Below are 21,683 nucleotides of genomic sequence, written 5' to 3'. Positions count from 1 at the left end.
AGCAGGCGGCCGAAAGCTTCCATCACAATGGCGGCGAGAAGTTCACCCACATCCCCTGCCTGAACGACAGCGCCGAAGGCATGGCCGTGCTCGAACACGTCGTGCGCCGGGAGCTTGCCGGCTGGCTACAGGAAAACCGGGAAAATAGCTTGTAAGTCGCCCCAAATTTACTCGGATTTCCTTTCCTGGATGTCCAGGCATATTTCGCGATAGTCCTACACAAGGTCTTGCTCAGGAGATTGTTTGCTCAACAGTTCGTCGACTCTCATCGCTGCGAGCGCGTAGGTCGCGAAAAGAAGATCGAATTGCTCGAGCGCGTAGCTGTTTACGAGGCAACGCAAGGGCAACGCGAGCTCGCCCGAAAGCGAGAACACCAATGCCCTTCGCGCCAACGCCATCAATTGAGAAACCAGATTGCGAAATTCAGTACAGCCGCAAAGGAGACCCACGCTGCGAGCGGCAAGAGGCAAAGTGCCGCTTTCTTGTCGAGGCGCCAGGCCTGCGCGATCGTTGCGAGGATAAACCCGATTTGCACGATGATGTTCACCAGACCGGCGACCGGACTTTGCATGGCGAAGAACATCCAGGACCACAACGCATTGAGGGCGAGCTGAACGTAAAATAGCGCCAGTGCCGTCAGCCTGCCCGGCGTCCTGGCAGGGAGGATCAAGAGCCGCCAGGCAGCGTAAGCCATGAGGATGTAAAGCGTTGTCCAGACCGGAGCAAACACCCAGTTCGCAGGATTAAAACTCGGCTTCTCCAGCGCTGAATACCAGCGTTCGAGGTTTGGATAGGTCGCCAATTGTCCTAGTATGGATGTCGCGGCGACCGGTACAATCGCAAGTGCCAGCGCACGGACCCAATTCATTTTGTCATTGGAAATTTGTTGCAACATTCTTCTACCCCTTAAGGCCGTGCCCTTCGTTGACCAGACCCGTCTCATTCGGTGAGGACTGCAGACCCGCGGGCGGCGCTGGCGAGTGGTTGCCGTCGAAGCGCCAGCCGACGCCTTATTTTCCCTTTTTACGTATGACCTTGCTGATTGGATCAGCGAATTGGAGATGGGATCTTGCGCGGCCCGGCGAGCACCAAATCCAGCTCTCACTCGTTCACTACGGCAGCGACCCTGCATTGAGTCGGTTCGCCGCAGCGTCGGTCATATCGGACGCGACGGTGATCCAGTTTGGTAAAGACGGCGTATTGATGGTGCTGGACAACGTCTGGCGAACATCGGTTGGGAACGCCCGCACGGTGCGGGCCAGCAAGGAGGAATGCACGAATGAAACGGTCCCTAAGACGTACCGCCGCGATCGCGTCTATTTTCGCTCTGGTAGCCTTCGCTGCTAATGCCGACAACCCCATGGTCGGTGGAGCGGCCATGTCCGAAAGTAAGAACATCGTCGAAAACGCTGCGAATTCGAAGGACCACACGACACTCGTTGCAGCAGTGAAAGCCGCCGGTCTCGTGGATACGCTGTCCGGTGATGGCCCGTTCACCGTGTTTGCGCCGACGAACGCAGCTTTCGATGCCTTGCCTGCCGGCACTGTCGACACACTCCTGAAACCCGAGAACAAAGAAAAGCTAGCCAAAGTGCTGACTTGTCATGTCGTTGCTGCCAATGCGCTTTCCGATGCGGTCGGCAAGATGATTGCCGATGACGGAGGGAACCATTCAGTCAAGACCGTGGGCGGCTGCACGCTTTCGGCAAAGATGGATGGCGACAAGATCACACTCACTGACGAAACGGGTGGCATTGCCACTGTAACGATCGCCGACGTCAAGCAGTCAAACGGTGTCATTCATGTGATCGACAAAGTGCTGCTTCCGAAAGCGTAGTAAAACATATCGTGGTTGACCACATGCGTTTGCCGCCGGCTAGGTCGGCGGCAAACTGGCAACATCGGTCCCTGCGCCGTTCACCGTCAAACGATGGCAATGCTTGAAAACCGGACGTTTTCGCCGTGGACTAAAGATCTAAGTGCTGTGCCCCCTAACAATGCTCACCACTCAACGGGCAAGCCATCATAGGCGAAGAAGCCTCCGGAGTTTTCCGGCGTCAACCGATCAATAACCCGGAGCATTGCACATGCGCTCTCACTGGGATCCAACCGGCGGTGGGGAGTGGAGTAGTCTGCCGTCATTTTTGTCGCGACCGTTCCTGGGTGGAGTGCGACGACCACCGCGCGCGGATGGGTGCGGCTCAGTTCTACGGAAGCTGTGCGGACGATCTGGTTGAGCGCAGCCTTCGACGCTCGGTAGGAAATCCAGCCCCCCAGGCGATTGTCTCCGATCGACCCGACCCGGGCAGACAGGAAGGCGACTATGCCGCGGTCGCTGCGGACGAGCTTCGGCGCGAAGTGTTTGAGAACGAGTGCCGGTCCAATCGCGTTCAGCGCGAATTGCCGCATCATCACATCTGGGTCGACTTGCTTGAGTGATTTTTCAGGACCCACGCCGTCGACAACAAGTCCGCCGGTCGCACAAAAAACAAGATGCAGCCCATCTACAGTCTCCGCTGCTACTGCTGCGACACTCTCTTCGTCTGTGATATCGAAGGAATTGTCCCTACGCGAGAGCGCTACAAGCTGCAGGCAATTGGGATCGGACCGGAGTTCGCCGGCGATTGCGGATCCGATGCCGCCGCTGGCTCCCAAAACAACGGCGCGGTATCCTTTAGCAAGTGACGTAAGCGGCATCTTTCAATCCTCCTCTAAACACCAAGACCCTCGTCCAGACGTTGCAGGAAAGCGCTGGCGCTTTGCCGTACTCATTTCTCCGGTCCTGCGTCATGCGCCGTCAGGTGGCGTAGGGGTGTTGAAGTCTTCGGTTTGCCGAAAGCTCTTGGTCGCCAAAAATAAAGATCAGTCTGCGACAGCATTTCATGGGGGAACACCGTTTGAAAACCCAAGAGCGTTTACGAGGGGAACGGCTCGTTGGATTATCGCATAGCGTGGCCGGGGAGGCTTTTCGGCGCAGCAGAGAGAGTTCGGCCCCTATAGAGGACTCACGCTTGGCAGCGCCAAAAGTTTCCTCAGGCGACGGATATGCCCTGTCCAGCGGACGCGACGGGAGAGAGGGCGTATTTGATAGGACAACGACGCGTGAGTGGATCCTCGGCAAGTTGACCTATGAGCGAGAGCACCGATGGTTACCCTTCGATCCTTCGTGGCCTTAAGGGATGGTGGGCTCGTCAATCGCCTTCGGTTAGGTATGACGAAATAGCCTTTGCAAGCTGCTCTGCTCGCCTGACATTGTCAGGATCCGCCAGCATGAAGTCGGACGCCAGGGCTTCGATGATTGCCATGGCCGGAACGTTTGTGGCCGAAAGAACCGGGTGTCTGGATGGCGCGAGAAGCAATCGGTCGGCGAATTGAGCCAGCGGAGCGGCTGGAGAATCCGTTATGGCGACAATTTTCGCCTTTTTGTCACGCGCAAATCTGACGATCTCGACAACATCCCTGGAATACCTGGGAAGAGATATTGCAACCAGTACGTCGCCTTCTCCAATCGACATCGCACGCGCGGCAGCCGACTCCGTTCCTCCGTATTGAGCAACATTCACAACTTCGTCTCGATAAGGTTGCAACGAAAGGACCAGCATTGCCGCGAGGTGCGCAGAAAGGCCAAAGCCTATCACGAATACCCTTCGAGCCGCTCTTATGTCACCGCAAGCAACGCGTATGTATTCGGCGGTCTGCGGGCTCTTGAGCGCGTCGATGTTGGAGCCCGTCACCTCGATGCTGAGTTCGACACCCTGGCTGCGTTTATCGAGGTCTCTTATCGAGGCATCGAGCTTGGCGACAGGCGCTATCAATTCGCTCACCATAGCGGCGATGGACGATCGAAACTCCGAAAAGCCCGCCAATCCGAGGTCTCGAACAAAACGGCTGACGCTTGAAGCCGAAGTTCCCGTTGCAGAAGCAAGTTCCTCGATGCCATGCGTTGCCACGAACATCGGGTCCCGGAGCACAAAACCGGACAGTGCCCGCTGCGAAGCCGATCCGTCCCGCAGCAGCCTGCTGAGTTCGAGACCTAAAGCAGAGGTGGCGAAGCGTCGATCGGCTTCTGCGTTCCAGGTGAGGGATGTCTGAAAATTTTCTTTCATTTGTTGACTCTATGAAAATATCCTGCCATTGAGAAGTCAGCTTAGCTGATTTTGGGAGGAAATCGCATGCGAATGAAATTTCTCGCGTCAATCGTTGCCACAACGATGCTCGCCGGTACTGCGTTTGCGGAGGATCTTCGCATAGGCGTGGAAGGAAACTATCCGCCCTTCTCAGTAGTTGCTCCCGATGGAACGCTTTCCGGCTTCGATATCGACATCGCAAATGCGATCTGTGCGAAGATGAAGAAGAACTGCGTGATGGTGCAGCAAGAATGGGACGGGATGATCCCGGCGCTTAATGCCAAGAAGTTCGATATCATCGTGGCTTCGATGACGATCAACGAAAAGCGCAAGAAGGTCGTCGACTTTTCCAACCCTTACTATGACGTCCCGTCGCGATGGGTGGCGCGCAAGGGTGACTACAAGAGCTGGTCGCCGGAAGAGCTAAAGGGCAAGACGATCATCGTCCTGCGCAACTCTCCGCGTGCCGAGTATGTTGCCAAGAACTACCCTGACAGCACCGTTTTGGCGGTGGACAAGGAGCCGGCCGTCTACCTGGAGCTGGCGGCGGGTCGCGGCGACATCGCCTTCGGATCGTCGGTCGTTTCGGCCGAATCTTTTCTGAAGAAGCCCGAAGGAAAGGACTTTGAGCAAGTCGGCGACACCCTCTTCTTGGGCGAGGACGCCGACGGCGGCGTCGGCATCGCCGTGCGTAAGTCAGATGGCGCTCTGCGCGAGGATGTAAATGCCGCTCTGTCTTCCATCATGAGCGACGGTACTTACAAGCAACTGTCGGGCAAATACTTCGACTTCGACGTCACGCCGCAATCGGCAAAGAAGTAGTTCTTTTCCCGCGATCGGCGCCTGGGCGGCGCCGGTCGCAAGGGGTGCTGTTCCATGTTCCAAGGTTATCTACCGATGATTCTGGGGGGGCTACGTGTGACCCTCAGCGTGGCGTCGGTCTCACTGGCGATCGCCTGTGTTATCGGCCTGATTGGCGCGTCTGCAAAGGTCTACGGCGGGAAAGCGGCAAGATTGTCGGCTGCCGCGTACACGACGACGGTGCGCGCTTTGCCGGATTTGCTTGTTATGCTCGTCGTCTTCTACGGCGGCCAGATCCTGCTCAATTCCATCTCCGAAACCTATGGGTGGGGTTATCTCGATGTCGATCCCTACATAGCCGGCGTTAGCACAATCGGCTTTGTATTCGGAGCTTACCTGACCGAGACGTTCAGGGGAGCGATCCTGAGCGTGCCGGCGGGGCAAATCGAGGCTGGCTTTGCATATGGTCTTTCCCGCTGGCAGGTGGCCTTCTACATTCTGCTGCCGCAGATGATACGGCATGCCGTGCCCGGCCTGACGAATACGTGGCTGGTCATGTTGAAAGCGACAGCGCTGGTTTCGATCATCGGGCTCGACGATATGGTCCACCGGGCCGGGCTTGCGTCTGCGGCGACGCGGGAGCCATTTACCTTCTACGCGCTTATCGGCCTCATCTATCTCGCGGTCACCACATTTTCGGTTCTCCTCTTCGGAGCGCTTGAGAAGCTTTCTTCACGCGGCGTCCGCAGCGGAGGTACTGCATGATCGACTGGGAAATCGTTGCCGATAACCTGCCGGCATTTGCGGGCGGTCTGGTAAACACTTTGATCCTGTTGGCAACCGTCGTCGTCAGCGGTTTTGCGGTCTCGGTGCCACTGGCGCTCGTGCGCTCAATGCGGTCGCCCTATTTTTCTCGCGCGGTATGGCTGTTCACCTACGTCATCCGCGGCACGCCGCTTCTTGTTCAGCTGTTTGTCATTTACTACGGAATTGCTCAGTTCGAGTTCGTGCGCAGCAGCGCGATATGGCCGCTATTCCGCTCTCCGTGGTTTTGCGCGTGGCTTGCGCTGACGATCAACACTGTCGCCTATACGACCGAGATATTCGCCGGCGCGATCCGAACCACGGCGCCAGGCGAAATCGAAGCGGCACGTTCGATCGGCCTGAGCCGCGCGGCGGTTCTCAGGTACGTGATCTGGCCATCGGCCTGGCGTCGCGCACTGCCGCAATACGGCAACGAGGTGGTAATGATGATGCATGCCACCGCCCTTGCGAGCACGGTGACGATTGTCGAGGTGATGCGGGTCGCGCGCGACGTCTACACCAATTATCTCGTGCTGGCGGAATCCTTCGGCGTCGCCGCCGCAATTTATCTGTGTCTGACCATCGGTCTCACCACTTTTTTCCGCTGGCTCGAGACGCACTTTTTGCGGCATCTCTCCCGCTCGGACGCTCCGAACGCCAGAGAGAAGCCAGCCGAGCATCTCAACCCGAAAGTTGCATGATGAAAGAGACAATCTTTGATATCGAAGGTCAGGGACCCGGCACGCGGCATAGCTTGAAATGTGTCGAATTCGGGCGGCACGCAGACACGCCACTCGTCTATATCCAAGGTGGTCTCCATGCCGACGAGGCTCCCGGCATCATTGTCGCGCATGCGCTTTGCGAGACGTTGGCGGAGCTTGAGGCGGCCGACGCGATCTTCGGCTGCGTTCGGGTCGTTCCGGTTGCCAATCCGGTCGGGCTGTCTCAGTTTTCCCTTGGTCAGCAGGAAGGCCGTTTCGATCTTTATGACGGACGGAACTTCAACCGGCATTATCCGGATTTCGGACCCAAGCTGTCCGCCCGGCTTTCCAACCGCTTGGGCACAGACGCCAGCGCTAACGCGGCCGTCATCCGCGCCGAGTTGATGGCCCTGGTTGAGGAATGGCACGTCGTCACCCCCTCGGACAACGTTCGAAAATGCCTCATGAAACTTGCGATTGATGCCGATTATGTGCTGGATCTCCATTGTGATGGAGAGGCTGAGGTTCATCTCTACACGCAACCGCATTTCGCACGGATATTCTCGTCGCTTGCGACGCGTCTTCACGCCCGAGCGGTGCTGCTTGCTGAGATCTCAGGACTCAATCCGTTCGACGAGGCCCTCGTGCGCCCATGGTTGGACCTGGCAAGATCGCTGCCCGACGCGAACATCCCGCTTGGCTGCGCTTCGACCACCGTTGAGTTGCGCGGTCGTAGCGATGTGGATCGGCGACGCGCCCGGAGCGACGCCGAGGCGATCGTCGAGTTCCTACGCGATCTAGGGGTCGTCAAGGGTTCGGCCGCGCAGGCGCCGGCCAAGCTGTGCGAGCCCACCCCGCTCGCAGGTTCAGAAGCTGTCATTTCACCGTCTGCGGGGGTCGTGAGCTACGCACTCGACCTTGGCCATCATGTAAGGGCTGGTGATGTGATAGCTGAGATCATCGACCCGCTTTCAGGAACGGTGACGGCCGTGAAGGCGCAGACATCAGGCGTGTTCTACGCACGCGCTGACAGCCGCATCGCCGAGCGCGGTAAACGCCTTGGCAAGATCGCCGGCAACGATGTGTTCCGCAACGGTCCACTTTTAAGCCCATGAGCGCCAAGGCGCGGAGACAGACTATGACAGCGATGCTCGAAGTGACCAACATCCGAAAGAGGTTCGGCTCCGTTGAGGTGCTAAAAGGCATCTCGCTCAGCGCGAGGCGCGGAGATGTGATTTCCATGATCGGCGCGTCCGGCTCGGGAAAAAGCACGTTCTTGCGATGCCTCAATTTCCTGGAGCACCCGTGTGAGGGCAGCTATCGGTTTCAGGGAGAAAAACTTGACCTGAGAAAGGCGTCGAGCGGAGACCTGACGGTACATGACCCCAACAAGCTCGCTTCGATGCGCTCGCGGTTATCAATGGTCTTTCAGCAATTTAACCTGTGGAGCCACATGACGGCGAGGGAGAACGTGATGCTGGGGCCGATGCGCGTACAGGGGATAAGTCGCGCTGAGGCAGCTGAACGAGCCGACGCATACTTGGCAAAGGTTGGCGTGTCGCACCGCCGCGATGCCTTTCCGGCATTTCTCTCGGGCGGAGAACAGCAGCGAGTTGCGATCGCCCGGGCGCTCGCGATGGAACCGGAGATCATGCTTTTCGACGAGCCGACCTCGGCGCTTGATCCGGAGCTTGTCGGCGAAGTGCTTCGGGTCATGCGGGGATTGGCCGAGGAGGGAAGGACCATGATCGTCGTCACTCACGAAATGGCATTTGCCCGCGACGTTGGCAATCATGTCATCTTTCTCAGCCAGGGTGTGATCGAGGAACAGGGCGATCCACGCGACGTTCTGAGCAATCCGAGTTCCGAACGTCTTCAAAGCTTTCTTTCTTCGCGGCACACGAATTGAGCGGCCCCTGGCCGCTTCAATCTCCGAGTTGGGGTCAAATCAGCTTTTGTACGGCCGAAACGGAAAAATACCCGGCGAGAGCGGACGCCGTGGTGATGAAGACACCCCACACCATGTCCACCAAGCTTACCTCCAACGACCACCCCTTGATCGTTGCCAGATTTGTCATGTCGTAGGTGCCGAAAGCGACAAGGCCGAGCAGAGCTCCCGATACCAGTGCTGTCGTCCAACGTCCGGAGCTGAGCGCAGGTATGACGGCAAAATATGAAACACCGGTTACATAAATGACGTAAAATGCAGCGGCGGCAATGAGATTTGGATGCTCGAGCAGAAGCTCTCCAATTCGGCTGCGATAGAATTTCGACGACCCGGTCAGCCACAAAAAGTCCAAGCCGAGAAAGACGATCGCTGTCGCCACGTAGGATATCGCGTAGGTCATCCGTCGCCTCCGATCAGATCCGAAGGACAGGTTGAAGCAAACGCATAAACCAGCTCCGGAACCTGAGCGGCGCGTCGGTTACCGCCAGACAGATACAATCTTGCTCAGGCGTTGCCAGGGGCTGGTGTTCAACGCTCGGGTCTGCCTCCTCTATATCTCCGCGGGCGAACAAGAGTTCTCCGTCATTGAAGCTTCCGCTGAGCACTAGCGTCAATTCGCGCCCTCCATGGCTGTGTTCCGGCACGGGTTTTCCGGCCGGTATGCGAAGCAGACGGGCCGTTGTCGACCGATCGGCCAGCTTGATCGGAATGTGATAGGCGCCACGTCCCAGAGACCTCCATTTCAGCTCCGCCAGATCTCCTCCAAGATAGGATCGCAACGGTTCCGGGATGGTTGGCGGCGAAACGACTTGCATTACTCTCGCAGGTTGCTTCGGCGAGACGCTTGGGTGAGATTCCGCGGTTCGTAGGCGCTCTTTCAACCGATCGAAAGACGAGATTTCTATTGGCACTGGCTCCATGCTCTCGAGCAACTCTCCGGCCGTATTCTCCATCAAAGTCAGTCTTGTCCGGCAGTTGGGGCACAACGCAAGATGCGTTGCAACAGCAAGCCGCCAACCCTCTTCAAGCGTGCCGGATGCATATCCCACCAGCAATTCGTCGCTCACATGATGACGGATATTCATTTTCCGTCCTCCAGCGCAGCCCGAAGCCTCGCAAAGGCAAGTCGGATTCTCGACTTCACCGTTCCGAGCGGCAGGTTCAGCTTGGTGGCAATCGCACTGTGAGAGCAATCGTCGAAGAACGACAGCGTCAGCAATTGGATCTGTTCCTGAGGCAAGTCCTTCATGGCGTCCTTTAACCGGGTCGCATCCTGGCGTTCCGCCAGCTCGTTCTCCGCGCTTTTGGCATCGTCTGCCACAAATGCGGGGTCATTGACGTCGAAATCCGGCCTCCGGTTCTTGCGGTAGGCGTCAATACGAAGGTTGCGGGCAATCGTGAAGATCCACGTACCTGCGTTACCGCGTGTCGCTTCGAACTGGCCTGCCTTGTTCCAAACGGTGATCATCACTTCCTGCATCAATTCCTCGGCGATGTTTGGATCACGCGTAAGGCGCGCCATATAGGCCTTTACGCGCGGAGCGTAATAGCGAAACAGCGCCTCGAAAGATTCAATATCTCGCTTGCGACCGACTGCCTCGAGCAGAGAGCAGGCTTCATCTTTAGTCAGTTCCCCGCCCGGCTCTACCATGCGTCCACGCTTCTTCTGCCTCCCAAGGTCGATCAGCGGCTCATGCCCAGATCGAACAAATGGGATATCTGGAACAGCGGTAGCGGAAATCGCAAGAATTGTCTCCATGGCACCGATTACGATGCCTCCTGCTTCTTGGATCATTGTTGTCCAAAATTTTTCAAGGTGATCAATCCGATCGGGAGATTTTTTCGTAGTGCGTTCGTAATTGTTCGTCAGATTGAGGGGATAACATGCGGTTTGATCGGGGTATGAGGGGTGAATTCGGGCAACGGCGTGTCGCTGTGATTGGCGCCGGTATCTCGGGAATGTCCGCGGCTTGGCTACTCGGTAAAAGCTTAGAGGTCGTTCTTTACGAAGCCGGCGACAAACCTGGCGGTCATGCCAACACCGTCCTCGCGCCGACGGCTGTTGGACCGGTTCCGGTCGATACCGGGTTCATCGTGTACAACGATCGCAACTATCCCAACCTTGTAGCGCTGTTTGACCACCTTGACGTCCCGACCCAAGCTTCCAATATGTCGTTCTCCGCTTCTTTGGATGGCGGGGCATTCGAATACTCGGGCTCTGGATTGACAGGCTTGTTCGGTCAACCGTTAAACGCACTTCGTCCGCGCTTCTGGAGAATATTGTCAGACATTTTGCGCTTCTATCGAGAAGCTCCCAAAGCTCTTAATCGGCTAAATCTCGCTAGCAAGACGCTGGGGGAGTATCTCGACGAGAATGGCTACAGCAATGCCTTTGTTACCGATCATCTCCTTCCCATGGGCGCTGCGATCTGGTCCACAACGACCAAACGCATGCGTGATTATCCGCTGCATGCCTTCATTCGATTCTGCGACAGTCATGGTTTGCTTGCATTGACGGACAGACCTCGTTGGCGAACCGTAACCGGCGGAAGCCGAGAATATGTCAGCAGGCTGATGTCGGACTATTGCGGCGAGCTTCGGACAAGCAGGGCAGTCCGGGAAATCCGCCGCGAGGTGGGGACGGTGGTCGTAACAGATCGTGATGGCAATCGTGACACTTTCACGGATGTGGTCATCGCGACTCACGCCGATCTAGCGCTGGCGATGCTTGCCGAGCCTGACGCACGTGAAAGAGAGCTGTTGTCCGCGATCAGCTACACAAGCAATAAGGCGGTTCTGCACTCAGATACCTCATTGATGCCCAGGCGGCGAAACGTGTGGTCGAGCTGGAACTACATTGGCGCGTCGGATGATTGTGGTGAGCGCCAGCTTTGTGTGACCTACTGGATGAACCGATTGCAAGGGATCGATCCGGCGACGCCGCTTTTTGTGACGCTGAACCCGCATCAAAAGATAGCCAGTGAGCGGATGATCGCGACATTCGATTATGACCATCCTCTGTTTGATCAGCGAGCGTTGGCGTCTCAAAAGGAGCTTTGGGATCTCCAAGGACGCGGCGGTGTCTGGTTTTGCGGGGCCTACTTCGGCAGCGGATTTCACGAAGACGGACTGCAGTCCGGGCTTGCGGTTGCCGAGGCCATCTCCGGCGAGCGGCGTCCATGGACGGTCCGCGACGATTCTGGCAGGCTCCCCTGCGAGATCGGTTACGCGGCGGCTCAATGATGTCGAGGTCGGCTCTTTACAGCGGCCAGGTGTGCCACGTTCGGTTTAGACCCCGCCGGCATAGGCTTTCCTACAGGGTCTTTTCGCTGCTCCTCGATCTGGACGAGTTGGCTTCGCTGGACAGCAAGTTGCGCCTGTTCGGCCATAATCGCTTTGCTCTGTTCAGTTTTCGCGACAGCGATCACGGGAATGGTGAAGTAGGCGCGCTACGCAGTTGGGTCGAACGCCAGCTTTCCGAGGCCGGGGTGGACGTGAAGCAGATGCGTATCCGTGTGCTATGTTATCCCCGCATACTCGGCTACGTTTTCAACCCTTTGACGGTCTTTTACTGTGAGGCAAGCGATGGCCAAGTCCGGGCCGTTCTCTATGAGGTCTGCAACACATTCCACGAACGCCATACCTATGTCATTCCGGTGAGCGACGACGAGGGCGGAGCGATCCGGCAGTCGTGCGTCAAAGAACTTTACGTTTCTCCGTTTGTACCCATGGATTGCCGCTATGAGTTCAACCTCAGGCCGCCGGGGGAAACCGTGTTCGTCGGCATAACCGAAAACGATTGTGACGGGCGACTTCTCACGGCTGTATTTTCCGGAGAAAGGGAAGAGATCTCGGATAAGAGGCTTTTTCTAACCTTCCTGAAACACCCCATGATGACAGTAAAAGTAATGGGTGCGATCCATTGGGAGGCGCTCAAGATCTGGCTAAAGGGCATGCCCGTGCATCGTCATCGACCGGCGGACCTGCGGGTCGCCACAACGATTGTCTCCCGTTTCGAACAGAAAGACACCTTGGCATGAGCGAGCTTGATCAGGGTGCGGCATTTTCAATATCGTCGGGCCGCCCGCTGTGGCAAAGAATAGTATGCGGTTGGCTTGCCCGTATCAAACGCGGGCAGTTGCGCGCGGAGTTCCCCTGTGGGGCAGTCCATTTGGTCAAAGGCGACGTCCCCGGTCCGACTGCAGCGATCGTCTTTACGAACTCAAGAGCGGTCTGGCGTATGCTCACAAGCGGCAGCCTCGGGTTTGCTCGATCCTATCTTGATGGCGACTGGGAGACGCCAGACCTGGGAACGCTTATGGATTTGGCGCTTGCCAACGAAGAGACCCTCAAGCCAGCGCTCGCCTCTCGCCCGCTAATAAGCCGCCTCGCTTACCTCCGGCATCTGTTCAGACGAAACTCCCGTGCCGGGAGCCGCCGAAATATCGCGTTCCATTACGACCTCGGGAACGATTTCTACCGCGCATGGCTCGATGAGACGATGACGTACTCTGCCGCCATCTTTGAGCGGCAAGGGCAGTCACTCGGTGAAGCCCAACAAGCCAAGTACGACAGGATCCTGAGTGAGCTGCGAATCGGTCCGCAAGATCATGTTCTTGAGATCGGTTGCGGCTGGGGCGGGTTTATGGAGTACGCGGCCTCGCGCACGGGGTGTCGCATTACCGGGCTGACTTTGTCGAAGGAGCAGGCCGACTTTGCGAGAGCTCGGCTGGCAAACAAGGGATTGTCTCCGTTGGCCCAGGTGCGGCTGCAAGACTATAGGGATTGTGAAGGACGTTTCACCAAGATCGTCTCAATAGAGATGTTCGAAGCCGTGGGAGAGGAGAATTGGCCGGTTTACTTTGAGAAGCTGCGGACGAACCTCGCTCCTGATGGACAAGCGCTGATCCAGGTCATCACGATCGACGAGAGGCGGTATGAGCGGTATCGGCAAAACGCCGATTTCATTCAAACCTATGTATTTCCCGGTGGCATGCTGCCTTCTGCGGCAGTCTTCAGGCAGGAGGCTGTCACTTCCGGCCTACGGGTGCGGGATGCATTTTCTTTCGGCCGTGACTACGAGAAAACCCTGCTCTTGTGGGAAGGTGCTTTCCTCAAAAGTTGGCACAAGATTGAATCCGCTGCATTCGACGAACGGTTCAAGCGCTTGTGGCGCTACTACCTTCACTACTGCGCCGCCGGCTTTCGCAACGGGACCATCGATGTCTACCAGTTCCGGCTCGAACCAACGTGACGGAGGTCAGGTCTGCTCCTCACGCAACATGCGGCGCGTCAAGGCAAACCTCAGGCTTGGAGGAAGCGCCTTCAATAGCTTCAAGACCACTTTCATCCTCCACGGGAATGCGATCTCGAACTTCCCCCGCTCAAGCCCGCGCATGATGTATTCCGCCGCACTTTCCGAAGAGATCAGGAAAGGCATTGGAAAGTCATTCTGACGCGTCAAAGGCGTATCGACAAATCCTGGATTGATAATTGTCATCTGAACGCCTTGCCGTTCAAGTTCGGGATAAAGGGCTTCGCACATGTTGATCAAGGCGGCTTTGGTCGCGCCGTAGCCCGCGGCACCAGGAAGACCGGTGTAGCCTGCCACAGATGCCATGACGGCAATCCGTCCCGACCGGCGCGTCGTCATCGCTGGCATGATCGCCTGCAAACAGTTCACGGTTCCCATGATGTTGAGCCCGACCATCTCTCCGATCGCCGCGGCGTCGAAGGTCGACAGGCTATCGCGCCGGTACGTTCCTGCGCCGAAGACCGCAAGGGAAATCGGACCCAGGCGCATTTCAATGTCGCGTACGGTGTTTTCTGCCGCTTCGCGGTCGGTCACATCGAGGGGAAAAGAATGGATCTTGTTCTCCAGCGATCGTGCGAGAGTATCGAGCTCCACCGAGTTGCGCGCGCTTACGGCGACGGTCCAGCCGTCAAGTGCCAAACGGAGTGCAAGCGATTTCCCGATGCCGGAGCTTGCGCCGGTAACCCACGCCACCTTTCGACGATCCGTCTCTTGGAAGGCGTGATTGTTGATTAAATCGCGACCGATAGTCATGGAAACCTACCTCAGTGGGCGATGGGGAAAACGTGTCATCAACCTGACAGCCGTAGACGAGCGCAATACCGTCAAGTCCGGCCAATAAGCTCTCGTTGGGCCACACGATCAATCGGAAAGCCCCACATGAGCCCGATTGCTGCGAGCTTCGGGACGATTGGTGCCCAGGCGTAAAGCAACGAAAGACCATTGAGAGCGTCGGGCGACGAACGATCTTGAGCCGGGTCGAAGCCAATCAGACTGAGCATGGGAAACGTCACCCCGACTGCTGTCGCCAGAGAGAGCTTCGTGGCAAGTGCCCACGCCGCGAAATACATGCCGGAACGCTGAGAGCCTGAGACTGCTGTGTCGTTGTCGATTACGTCTGCCTGCATGGATGGAGGCAAAACAAGGTCGAAGGCGAGCAGAAGACCGGTGCACACGCATATCGCACCAAAGGCGACCAGGTCTCCGTCGCCGAGAAATCCTGATACCGCAAAGATCGAGCACGTCACCAGCATAGCGCCGCTCCAGGCCTTGTGCTTGCTCCAGCGCCTTGCGGCCTTTACTGCGAGCGGTACGCCAAGAACTGCGCATGCGAAATAGAGTAGGAGAAACGGGCCGCGCCATTCCGCAGCTCCCAGACGCCCTGAGACAAAGTAAAGAAACAAAGTCGCTGGGATTGCGTTTGCAAATCCATTCAAAAGAAAAGCGGCGATGAGACGCAGGAACGGCCGGTTCTTCGACATGAAAACCAGGCTTTGCATCAGGCCAAACTCCCGCGTCGACCGATTGACGGGTTCGGGGACGAAAACGAAAGCCATAAGCCCTGTGAGCGGAAGCAAGACCGCGACAAGAACGGCTACCGCCTTTAGCCCATCGGCGCTATTTGCCCCAGCCGTCCCAACAGCGAAGGGGAGGCTGATGGCCGATAAAGTCCCGATAAGCGTCGCGCCTTCGCGGAAAGCTGCAACGCGTGTTCGCTCGGCATAGTCGGTTGAAAGTTCTGCCCCCCAGGCGGTGTAGGGCAGAGAGGACCAGGTAAAGCCAAGTGACAAAAGGCCACCCCATATAAGCAGATAACCGAGCCCGATTGTTTGTGGCGGCCAAAAAAGCATGAACGCGGCGACCGCGGTTAGCGGAATTGACGCAAGAAAAAAGCCACGCCGGCGACCGCCAACGCCATTCCACCGGTCGGCAAGCCAGCCGAATATCGGATCACTCGCTGCATCAAGAAGACGAATGGCAAAAAGTGCACCGCCGACGGCCGCGACCGGTAGTCCCATGACTTCGGAGTAAAACGTCGGAACGATGACGAAAAGCGGCAGCGCAAGCGCCGCCAATGGGAACGCGGGAAGCGCATAGAGGATGAGTGTCGAAGGGTGTGACCTGGATGCTCGTCTGCTAGACACTTTCCACATCAGTCACTGTCTCCTGAATTCGACACGCGTCCAGGCAACCGGCAATCCGAATTTCGTCACATAGGCGGTATTGAGGACACGACCGTCATTGTTCAATGTCATGGTGTCGTGAAAGCGAACTTTGTTCTTGCGGTTTTTTGAGTCGAGGAAGACCAGATAGCTGAAGCGCGCGACATTATCTTTAATCCGCACCTGCGTCTCTCCAATCACGTCCTCGCGCGTACCCCTGTATCTGCCGGGTCCATCCTTTATGAACCGCCACGTCTTGCGATCTCGACTGCCGTCATCGAACCTGAAATCTTCCCTGAGCGTCAGGGTGCGGCCGTCCCATTTTCCGACCAACTGGACTTCGAATGTCCTTTTAACCCCGGTGATGCTTTGAAAGCTTCCCTCGGCGCTCGACCTGCCTGTAAAGAAGCTTTCAAGCGAAAAGGACCCGGCGGCCGCTGGCGCAACCAATGCAAGGTTCATGGCGAGGACCGTAAGAAAAACGCTGAAGATGCGCATGCATTTCCTCCGTCAAATCGATTGCGCGGCATAAGCTTCAATTCGCGGCCTCCTTTCGCTGCCACATCAAAGCTCGGGACCTATTCGGGCGATACCGGTCTTTCCGTCGTTACGGATCCACTTCAGCTTTTTCTCTTCGACCCGGTAGAGCTCAAAACACATCGGGCGACCGTCGTACCAGGTGCGAAACTGCTGGCAGAGACGGTCAGACTGTATCCACCAAGTGCCGGTGTCTTTGGGTTTTACGAACCGGCCGAGGCCCAAAGCTTCGCCGTCACCGTCGACACTGCCACTTCTTCGGTAGTTTAGCGGGAATTCCCCACCCAATGGAGCTTCAAGGAAGATGCGCCTGCCGACGATCTCTCCCTTGATCTCGTTTGCTCTGTATCGCTCGGCGGCGGCCTCTGACGGTACGGCTGCGCACACAGCTGCGATCGCTATTGCGGTTCGGAACATGGCTCGTTCGTTCGCTCCCGTTGTTTTTCGTCAGCCTGGATTACGAGAAGTGGGCGCGGTTGGATCAGTCCGGATGAGCCTTGTCGTGATTTCGATAAGCGCCACGATCCGCGCCTCATTCGTATTCGTATAAAAAACTGAAGCTACCGCAGATGCTCCATCGCGTGCCGGAGGCAGTCAGGCGACCCATTACAGCTGGAAGAAAAATACGCCGGTATATTGCCGCCGGAGATTGGAAAAGCTGAAGCAGCTGAAGGATGAGAATGCGCGGCCGGACCCTCGCAGTGGCGATCTGCGACGCAAAATAGCGCTCTGGCTTCGTTGCGCAAAAAAATTAGTCGCGCGCGATCTATTAGCGCGGTTGACATGTCTCTTTTGAGGCAATATAGATTGTGCACAAACTAATCGGGCGCGATAAAAACTTCCTCGTAGCCTGTATTGGACCGAAGCCACAAAGGATATCGTCATGTTTAAACTCGCTGCGACCGTTGCCTTAATCGCCGCTCTCCTGTCCGGCGGGGCTGTTGCCCAGCCCGCAAAGCCCACAGTCGTTCTCGTTCATGGCGCTTTCGCCGATGCGTCGAGCTGGAATGGTGTGACGAAGATCCTTCAGAAAAACGGGTTCACGGTCGTTGCCGCTGCCAATCCACTGCGCAGTGTCGCAGGCGATGCGGCCTATGTTTCAGACATCATCTCGAGCATCAAAGGATCCGTCGTCCTCGTTGGGCATTCCTACGGAGGCCAGGTGATCTCGACCGCGGCAAACGGCAAGGACAACGTCAAGTCGCTGGTCTACGTTGCAGCCTTCGCTCCGGAAGCTGGAGAAGCAGCTGCCGATCTCGCCGGTAAGTTCCCCGGGGGCACGCTTGGCCAAGCGCTCGCCGCCCCGGTAAAGCTGATAGGTGGCGGCGTCGATCTTTCCATCGACCAGGCGAAGTTTCACGACCAGTTCGCCCACGATGTTTCAATCGAGGATGCTGCACTGATGGTCGCCGGCCAGCGCCCGATCACCGAAGCTGCCTTGACGGAAAAGTCAGGTTCGCCCGCCTGGAAGACGCTGCCCTCCTATTTCATCTATGGGGACGGCGACAAGAACATCCCAGCGAAGGCACTCGGCTTCATGGCCGAACGGGCGGCCTCCAAGCACACTGTCGTAATCGAGGGTGCATCCCACGTTGTGATGGTGTCGCAGCCCCAAGCCGTCGCAGACGTGATCGAAGAGGCTGCGAAGTAGTCTCTGAAAACTCCAGTGACCAAAGCCGTCACCCGAGAGGGTGGCGGCTTTGCCGTGACGGGGCGGTTCAGCCATTGCGGCGGCGCCGACGGGCCGAGGCGTGTGCTAGCGCTTCAGTGACAGCATCGGCGAGGCGCTGCTGTTCGACGCCATCCTGCGGGCGAAGCGCCGGTGCTGACGCGCGCGAACCCTGCGTCAGAATGACTGAACGCCAGGCGCTAACAGCCGCATCGGGTTGTAGCTCCGGATCCATTTCGCTCGTCAATCAAGCATGATCATGTGAGCCGGCAACTGTTCTTCGAAGAATTTCGAGAAGGTCGCTATGCGGGGCGGCAGCGCTTGATAAGGCGGATAGTATAGGGTCAGCCAAAGTTCCGGGGGCGACCAGCCTTGAAGGACATGGACGAGGCGACCGCTGCGGACTCGCTCCGCGATATGAAATCCCGGAAGCATGGCAACGCCCGCTCCATCGGCGGCCATGTCGGCAAGCACCTCGCCGCTGTTGGCGCTGAACGCCCTCCCGGCCGTGATGGTCGTGCTCGATCCGCCATCAGAAAGGTGCCAGGTCTCCCGCCTGCTTTCGCCGCTGTATGCAAGGCAGTCGTCCGGCGTCAACTCGCTCGGGTGGTCCATCTCGGTGAACCGGGTGCCCGGCGCCGCCACCAAAATTCTCGGCACGGCCCGGATCTTGCGCCATATCGTAAACTTGTCCGATGGCTGGGATGAGATGCGGATCGCGAGATCGTAGTCATCATCGACGATGTTGACCAAGCCGTCCGAGAGCGAGATTTCAAACGACATTTTTGGATAGAGTTCTCGAAAGCCGGACAGGATCGACGGTAGAACGGTTTTACCGAGCCAAGTCGGAGCGCTTATTCGCAAGCGACCCTGGTCCGCCTTATGAGCGTTTCTTACGTCGCGTCTGGCGCTTTCCAGCGCCTCTAGGGACGGCTGGATTTGCGCGGCAAAGACGGCGCCGTCCGTCGTCAGCGAAACCTGGCGCGTTGTCCGCACAAACAGCTGCACGCCGAGATCGACTTCGAGCGCGGCGATCGCCCGCGTAACTGCGGCCGGCGTCATATCAAGCTCGCGTGCAACCTGCGCGAAGTTGCGCTTCTCAGCCGCCATAAGGAAGGTCTTGAGGGCTTTGTAGTCGTTCATCGCATTGTTTCAATTTTTGCAATTCATTCGAGATAAATATTGCAATTCTTTGCGCCAATCAACCCGGCTATAACCTTATCTATCGACGGACAACGTCAACGGAAAGGGCACTGGCCATGATCAAGGATATCAAGGGACTGCATCACGTCACTTCGATGGCGTCGGACGCGCAAAAGAACAACAGGTTTTTCACCAACACGCTCGGCCTGCGCCGGGTGAAGAAGACGGTCAACTTCGACGAGCCCAGTGTCTACCACCTCTATTACGGTGATGAGTTGGGCACGCCCGGAACGGTCATGACCTACTTTCCCTTTCCCCATATAATGACCGGACGGCCCGGTGTCGGCGAAGTCGGCGAAACCCAGTTCTCTATCCCGAAAGGAACGCTTAGTTTCTGGAAGGAGCGCCTGGTTGCTCAAGGTGTCGGTGGCATGCAGGCTGAAACGGTCTTCGGCGCAGAGCGCTTGCGCTTCACAGGCCCCGATGGCGATGGCCTTGCTTTGGTCGAAACGGCTATCGACGGGCGGGCGCCATGGCTTGGTGAGGGTATCTCGGAGGACAACGCCATTCGCGGCTTTACCGGCGCCCGTTTTAATCTGCACGACACTGCTGCGACCGAGGAATTGCTGCGCTTTATGGGCTATGAGGTTGCCGGAGTGGAAGGAGACGTCACGCGATTGATCCTTCCTGGTGGCAACGGTGCAGACACCATTGAACTGGCGGCCTTGCCGAAGACGCCGTTCGCCCGTCAGGGGGCGGGTTCGGTCCACCATATCGCTTTTGCGGTCGAAAATCGGGAAAAGCAACTCGAAGTGCGCAAGGCCCTGATGGATACCGGCTACCAGGTAACCCCCGTTATCGACCGGGACTATTTCTGGGCGATCTATTTCCGGACACCCGGTGGTATCTTGTTCGAGATTGCAACCAACGAGCCCGGCTTCGACCGTGACGAGGACACCGCCCATCTCGGCGAGGCGTTGAAGCTTCCGAACCGTTACGAGCCTTTCCGCAACAAGATCGAGGCCGGTCTGGTTCCGCTTGCCGCTTAGAACCCGTCGAATCTGATACGCACGACTTAACCAACCGACAACCTTGAGCCGGCTACTCGCGCCAGCCGGCTCGTCTCCGAAACCCTTCTCATTTCAACCGTCGCACGCCGGCGACACCAAACGGAGTATTCCAGATGTCCAAGCTCGAAGTTCTGACCCCGCAAAACAGCCAGCTTATCTTTATCGACCAGCAGCCGCAGATGGCTTTCGGCGTGCAGTCGATCGATCGCCAGGCTCTGAAGAACAACGTCGTCGGCCTCGGAAAGGCTGCCAAGATCTTCAACATCCCGACGACGATCACCACTGTCGAAACCGAGTCCTTCTCCGGCCACACCTATCCTGAACTGCTCGCCGTGTTCCCGGAAAACGACATCCTTGAGCGCACTTCGATGAACTCCTGGGATGACCAGAACGTCCGTGATGCCCTGGCGAAGAACGCCGCCAACGGTCGCAAGAAGATCATCGTCTCGGGGCTCTGGACCGAGGTCTGCAACACCACCTTCGCGCTTTCAGCCCTCCATGATGTTCCGGACTACGAAATCTACATGGTCGCCGACGCGTCGGGCGGCACCTCGGCCGACGCCCACAAATATGCGATGGACCGCATGGTCCAGGTTGGCGTCATTCCGGTCACCTGGCAGCAGGTACTGCTCGAATGGCAGCGCGATTGGGCTCGCAAGGAAACCTACGACGCCGTCACTTCGCTGGTGAAGGAGCACTCCGGTGCCTATGGCATGGGCATCGACTATGCCTACACCATGGTCCACAAGGCCGGCGAACGCGTCACCCACGGAAAGCGGATCGGCCCGAACCCGGTCAAGTGATGCAGTAGGCAGCCGCTCTGACCGGGTCGAACCGGTAAGGGCGGCAGCCTCAACAGGTGAGGATCACCCGCATGAAACTTTACCTCATGTCACTCGGCGCCGGACTTCTGGTCGGAATCGTCTACAGCCTCCTCAATGTCCGTTCGCCAGCGCCCCCGGTCATTGCCCTTGTCGGCCTTCTTGGGATTCTGCTCGGCGAACAGATCGTCCCCTTTGCCAAGACCCTGTGGAGCAACGAGACGGCGGCAATCTCGTGGATCAACCAGGTCAAGCCGCACATGTTCGGCCACCTCCCGGGCGGACAGACAGCGGCTCGCAAAGTTAACGATCGCGAGAGTGTCTGATCATGCCGACAAGACGCTCGTTCCTCGGTGCCGCCTCGTCGCTGGCGCTGCCCGCTCTCTTCTCGTCGGCCCGCACCGCCGGCGCCCAACAGACCGGAGATACTTCGATGACGCCCGACCTGATCCTTCACACCGGCCTCGTGACGACGCTCGACCGCGCCAATCCGACTGCCACTGCCGTTGCCGTCAAGGATGGCCTGATCCTCGCTGTCGGTGACGACAGGACGATCATGGCGCTGGCAGGCTCAGGCACAAAGACC

General features: G+C 57.7%; 24 protein-coding genes and 1 pseudogene. 14 read left to right on the top strand and 11 right to left on the bottom strand.

Annotated elements, in window-relative coordinates:
• Positions 1-397: 397 nt before the first annotated feature.
• Entirely contained in the window at positions 398-895 is a 498-nt protein-coding gene (locus IB279_RS36580) for a TspO/MBR family protein (RefSeq protein ID WP_192341232.1), read from the bottom strand.
• Positions 896-1,279: 384 nt separating this feature from the next.
• Here IB279_RS36580 and IB279_RS36575 point away from each other — a divergent pair, with 384 nt between their 5' ends.
• Positions 1,280-1,837, top strand: a complete 558-nt coding sequence (locus tag IB279_RS36575) for a fasciclin domain-containing protein (RefSeq protein ID WP_034802194.1) — start codon at positions 1,280-1,282, stop codon at positions 1,835-1,837.
• A gap of 164 nt (positions 1,838-2,001) precedes the next feature.
• Here IB279_RS36575 and IB279_RS36570 read toward each other — a convergent pair whose 3' ends face one another.
• Both IB279_RS36570 and IB279_RS36565 read right to left on the bottom strand, forming a co-directional pair.
• Positions 2,002-2,697, bottom strand: coding sequence for an SDR family oxidoreductase (locus IB279_RS36570; protein WP_089046280.1), 696 nt, complete (start codon positions 2,695-2,697; stop codon positions 2,002-2,004).
• A 494-nt stretch (positions 2,698-3,191) separates the two neighbouring features.
• A complete protein-coding gene (locus IB279_RS36565) occupies positions 3,192-4,106 on the bottom strand; it encodes a MurR/RpiR family transcriptional regulator (protein ID WP_034802198.1) in 915 nt (304 codons plus the stop codon).
• Between the two features lie 66 nt (positions 4,107-4,172).
• On the opposite strand from IB279_RS36565, the gene IB279_RS36560 reads away from it, so the two are divergent.
• From IB279_RS36560 to IB279_RS36540, 5 genes are read left to right on the top strand one after another with little or no spacing between them, the layout of a single operon-like run.
• A complete protein-coding gene (locus IB279_RS36560) occupies positions 4,173-4,949 on the top strand; it encodes a transporter substrate-binding domain-containing protein (RefSeq protein ID WP_089046279.1) in 777 nt (258 codons plus the stop codon).
• A 54-nt stretch (positions 4,950-5,003) separates the two neighbouring features.
• The gene (locus IB279_RS36555) at positions 5,004-5,693 is read left to right on the top strand and encodes an ABC transporter permease (protein WP_089046278.1); all 690 of its coding nucleotides are present in this window, start codon (positions 5,004-5,006) and stop codon (positions 5,691-5,693) included.
• Entirely contained in the window at positions 5,690-6,433 is a 744-nt protein-coding gene (locus tag IB279_RS36550) for an ABC transporter permease (RefSeq protein WP_089046277.1), read from the top strand. The genes IB279_RS36555 and IB279_RS36550 overlap by 4 nt, the downstream gene beginning before the upstream one ends.
• Positions 6,430-7,548, top strand: a complete 1,119-nt coding sequence (locus tag IB279_RS36545) for a succinylglutamate desuccinylase/aspartoacylase family protein (RefSeq protein WP_090302312.1) — start codon at positions 6,430-6,432, stop codon at positions 7,546-7,548. The genes IB279_RS36550 and IB279_RS36545 overlap by 4 nt, the downstream gene beginning before the upstream one ends.
• Positions 7,549-7,571: 23 nt before the next feature.
• Positions 7,572-8,342: an ABC transporter ATP-binding protein gene (locus tag IB279_RS36540; protein ID WP_090302314.1), complete on the top strand. Its 771-nt coding sequence runs from the start codon at positions 7,572-7,574 to the stop codon at positions 8,340-8,342.
• Between the two features lie 34 nt (positions 8,343-8,376).
• Here the strand turns inward: IB279_RS36540 and IB279_RS36535 are convergent, their stop codons facing one another.
• From IB279_RS36535 to IB279_RS36525, 3 genes are read right to left on the bottom strand one after another with little or no spacing between them, the layout of a single operon-like run.
• Complete coding sequence (locus tag IB279_RS36535) at positions 8,377-8,781, bottom strand: DUF2177 family protein (RefSeq protein WP_034802206.1); 405 nt, start codon at positions 8,779-8,781, stop codon at positions 8,377-8,379.
• 13 nt (positions 8,782-8,794) lie between these two features.
• Positions 8,795-9,466 (bottom strand): ChrR family anti-sigma-E factor, encoded by a 672-nt coding sequence (locus tag IB279_RS36530; RefSeq protein WP_192341230.1) that lies wholly within the window; start codon positions 9,464-9,466, stop codon positions 8,795-8,797.
• Complete coding sequence (locus IB279_RS36525) at positions 9,463-10,176, bottom strand: sigma-70 family RNA polymerase sigma factor (protein ID WP_309142336.1); 714 nt, start codon at positions 10,174-10,176, stop codon at positions 9,463-9,465. Before IB279_RS36525 ends, IB279_RS36530 begins: the two co-directional genes overlap by 4 nt.
• An 89-nt stretch (positions 10,177-10,265) precedes the next feature.
• On the opposite strand from IB279_RS36525, the gene IB279_RS36520 reads away from it, so the two are divergent.
• From IB279_RS36520 to IB279_RS36510, 3 genes are read left to right on the top strand one after another with little or no spacing between them, the layout of a single operon-like run.
• The gene (locus tag IB279_RS36520) at positions 10,266-11,624 is read left to right on the top strand and encodes an NAD(P)/FAD-dependent oxidoreductase (RefSeq protein WP_192341228.1); all 1,359 of its coding nucleotides are present in this window, start codon (positions 10,266-10,268) and stop codon (positions 11,622-11,624) included.
• On the top strand, positions 11,561-12,421 hold the full coding sequence (locus IB279_RS36515; protein WP_309142335.1) for a DUF1365 family protein: 861 nt from the start codon (positions 11,561-11,563) through the stop codon (positions 12,419-12,421). The genes IB279_RS36520 and IB279_RS36515 overlap by 64 nt, the downstream gene beginning before the upstream one ends.
• Complete coding sequence (locus IB279_RS36510; RefSeq protein WP_034802214.1) at positions 12,418-13,635, top strand: cyclopropane-fatty-acyl-phospholipid synthase family protein; 1,218 nt, start codon at positions 12,418-12,420, stop codon at positions 13,633-13,635. Before IB279_RS36515 ends, IB279_RS36510 begins: the two co-directional genes overlap by 4 nt.
• A 6-nt stretch (positions 13,636-13,641) precedes the next feature.
• Here the strand turns inward: IB279_RS36510 and IB279_RS36505 are convergent, their stop codons facing one another.
• The 4 genes from IB279_RS36505 to IB279_RS36490 all read right to left on the bottom strand — a co-directional run bounded on the left by IB279_RS36505 (position 13,642) and on the right by IB279_RS36490 (position 16,811).
• Positions 13,642-14,448, bottom strand: a complete 807-nt coding sequence (locus IB279_RS36505) for an SDR family oxidoreductase (protein WP_089046270.1) — start codon at positions 14,446-14,448, stop codon at positions 13,642-13,644.
• A gap of 71 nt (positions 14,449-14,519) precedes the next feature.
• Complete coding sequence (locus tag IB279_RS36500; RefSeq protein ID WP_192341226.1) at positions 14,520-15,848, bottom strand: MFS transporter; 1,329 nt, start codon at positions 15,846-15,848, stop codon at positions 14,520-14,522.
• Positions 15,849-15,851: 3 nt separating this feature from the next.
• Positions 15,852-16,355, bottom strand: a complete 504-nt coding sequence (locus tag IB279_RS36495) for a DUF3833 family protein (RefSeq protein WP_034802220.1) — start codon at positions 16,353-16,355, stop codon at positions 15,852-15,854.
• A gap of 66 nt (positions 16,356-16,421) precedes the next feature.
• The gene (locus tag IB279_RS36490; protein ID WP_192341224.1) at positions 16,422-16,811 is read right to left on the bottom strand and encodes a hypothetical protein; all 390 of its coding nucleotides are present in this window, start codon (positions 16,809-16,811) and stop codon (positions 16,422-16,424) included.
• A gap of 466 nt (positions 16,812-17,277) precedes the next feature.
• Between IB279_RS36490 and IB279_RS36485 the strand changes: the two genes are divergently transcribed.
• The gene (locus IB279_RS36485; RefSeq protein WP_192341222.1) at positions 17,278-18,045 is read left to right on the top strand and encodes an alpha/beta fold hydrolase; all 768 of its coding nucleotides are present in this window, start codon (positions 17,278-17,280) and stop codon (positions 18,043-18,045) included.
• A gap of 261 nt (positions 18,046-18,306) precedes the next feature.
• Here IB279_RS36485 and IB279_RS36480 read toward each other — a convergent pair whose 3' ends face one another.
• On the bottom strand, positions 18,307-19,206 hold the full coding sequence (locus tag IB279_RS36480; protein ID WP_192341220.1) for a LysR family transcriptional regulator: 900 nt from the start codon (positions 19,204-19,206) through the stop codon (positions 18,307-18,309).
• Between the two features lie 116 nt (positions 19,207-19,322).
• Between IB279_RS36480 and IB279_RS36475 the strand changes: the two genes are divergently transcribed.
• The 4 genes and pseudogenes from IB279_RS36475 to IB279_RS36460 all read left to right on the top strand — a co-directional run.
• Positions 19,323-20,255: a VOC family protein gene (locus IB279_RS36475; protein WP_060610883.1), complete on the top strand. Its 933-nt coding sequence runs from the start codon at positions 19,323-19,325 to the stop codon at positions 20,253-20,255.
• 134 nt (positions 20,256-20,389) lie between these two features.
• Complete coding sequence (locus IB279_RS36470; RefSeq protein ID WP_034802234.1) at positions 20,390-21,079, top strand: hydrolase; 690 nt, start codon at positions 20,390-20,392, stop codon at positions 21,077-21,079.
• Positions 21,080-21,150: 71 nt separating this feature from the next.
• Complete coding sequence (locus IB279_RS36465; RefSeq protein ID WP_060520944.1) at positions 21,151-21,423, top strand: XapX domain-containing protein; 273 nt, start codon at positions 21,151-21,153, stop codon at positions 21,421-21,423.
• Between the two features lie 2 nt (positions 21,424-21,425).
• Positions 21,426-21,683, top strand: a pseudogene (locus IB279_RS36460) (amidohydrolase); the annotation flags it as partial.

Source organism: Ensifer sp. ENS06, assembly GCF_014852205.1.
GTDB lineage: Bacteria > Pseudomonadota > Alphaproteobacteria > Rhizobiales > Rhizobiaceae > Ensifer > Ensifer adhaerens.
The sequence above is the reverse complement of the archived record's forward strand: the minus strand, read 5'-3'. Positions and strand labels throughout refer to the sequence as shown.

What these genes read in the sequence shown, in the direction of transcription:
- IB279_RS36480 (WP_192341220.1), bottom strand. Translation starts at nt 19,206, where the DNA reads ATGAACGACTACAAAGCCCTCAAGACCTTCCTTATGGCGGCTGAGAAG.
- IB279_RS36570 (WP_089046280.1), bottom strand. Translation starts at nt 2,697, where the DNA reads ATGCCGCTTACGTCACTTGCTAAAGGATACCGCGCCGTTGTTTTGGGA.
- IB279_RS36565 (WP_034802198.1), bottom strand. Translation starts at nt 4,106, where the DNA reads ATGAAAGAAAATTTTCAGACATCCCTCACCTGGAACGCAGAAGCCGAT.
- IB279_RS36540 (WP_090302314.1), top strand. Translation starts at nt 7,572, where the DNA reads ATGACAGCGATGCTCGAAGTGACCAACATCCGAAAGAGGTTCGGCTCC.
- IB279_RS36555 (WP_089046278.1), top strand. Translation starts at nt 5,004, where the DNA reads ATGTTCCAAGGTTATCTACCGATGATTCTGGGGGGGCTACGTGTGACC.
- IB279_RS36560 (WP_089046279.1), top strand. Translation starts at nt 4,173, where the DNA reads ATGCGAATGAAATTTCTCGCGTCAATCGTTGCCACAACGATGCTCGCC.
- IB279_RS36575 (WP_034802194.1), top strand. Translation starts at nt 1,280, where the DNA reads ATGAAACGGTCCCTAAGACGTACCGCCGCGATCGCGTCTATTTTCGCT.
- IB279_RS36465 (WP_060520944.1), top strand. Translation starts at nt 21,151, where the DNA reads ATGAAACTTTACCTCATGTCACTCGGCGCCGGACTTCTGGTCGGAATC.
- IB279_RS36470 (WP_034802234.1), top strand. Translation starts at nt 20,390, where the DNA reads ATGTCCAAGCTCGAAGTTCTGACCCCGCAAAACAGCCAGCTTATCTTT.
- IB279_RS36475 (WP_060610883.1), top strand. Translation starts at nt 19,323, where the DNA reads ATGATCAAGGATATCAAGGGACTGCATCACGTCACTTCGATGGCGTCG.
- IB279_RS36525 (WP_309142336.1), bottom strand. Translation starts at nt 10,176, where the DNA reads ATGATCCAAGAAGCAGGAGGCATCGTAATCGGTGCCATGGAGACAATT.
- IB279_RS36515 (WP_309142335.1), top strand. Translation starts at nt 11,561, where the DNA reads ATGGACGGTCCGCGACGATTCTGGCAGGCTCCCCTGCGAGATCGGTTA.
- IB279_RS36485 (WP_192341222.1), top strand. Translation starts at nt 17,278, where the DNA reads ATGTTTAAACTCGCTGCGACCGTTGCCTTAATCGCCGCTCTCCTGTCC.
- IB279_RS36545 (WP_090302312.1), top strand. Translation starts at nt 6,430, where the DNA reads ATGATGAAAGAGACAATCTTTGATATCGAAGGTCAGGGACCCGGCACG.
- IB279_RS36535 (WP_034802206.1), bottom strand. Translation starts at nt 8,781, where the DNA reads ATGACCTACGCGATATCCTACGTGGCGACAGCGATCGTCTTTCTCGGC.
- IB279_RS36510 (WP_034802214.1), top strand. Translation starts at nt 12,418, where the DNA reads ATGAGCGAGCTTGATCAGGGTGCGGCATTTTCAATATCGTCGGGCCGC.
- IB279_RS36495 (WP_034802220.1), bottom strand. Translation starts at nt 16,355, where the DNA reads ATGCGCATCTTCAGCGTTTTTCTTACGGTCCTCGCCATGAACCTTGCA.
- IB279_RS36520 (WP_192341228.1), top strand. Translation starts at nt 10,266, where the DNA reads ATGCGGTTTGATCGGGGTATGAGGGGTGAATTCGGGCAACGGCGTGTC.
- IB279_RS36580 (WP_192341232.1), bottom strand. Translation starts at nt 895, where the DNA reads ATGTTGCAACAAATTTCCAATGACAAAATGAATTGGGTCCGTGCGCTG.
- IB279_RS36500 (WP_192341226.1), bottom strand. Translation starts at nt 15,848, where the DNA reads ATGTGGAAAGTGTCTAGCAGACGAGCATCCAGGTCACACCCTTCGACA.
- IB279_RS36490 (WP_192341224.1), bottom strand. Translation starts at nt 16,811, where the DNA reads ATGTTCCGAACCGCAATAGCGATCGCAGCTGTGTGCGCAGCCGTACCG.
- IB279_RS36530 (WP_192341230.1), bottom strand. Translation starts at nt 9,466, where the DNA reads ATGAATATCCGTCATCATGTGAGCGACGAATTGCTGGTGGGATATGCA.
- IB279_RS36550 (WP_089046277.1), top strand. Translation starts at nt 5,690, where the DNA reads ATGATCGACTGGGAAATCGTTGCCGATAACCTGCCGGCATTTGCGGGC.
- IB279_RS36505 (WP_089046270.1), bottom strand. Translation starts at nt 14,448, where the DNA reads ATGACTATCGGTCGCGATTTAATCAACAATCACGCCTTCCAAGAGACG.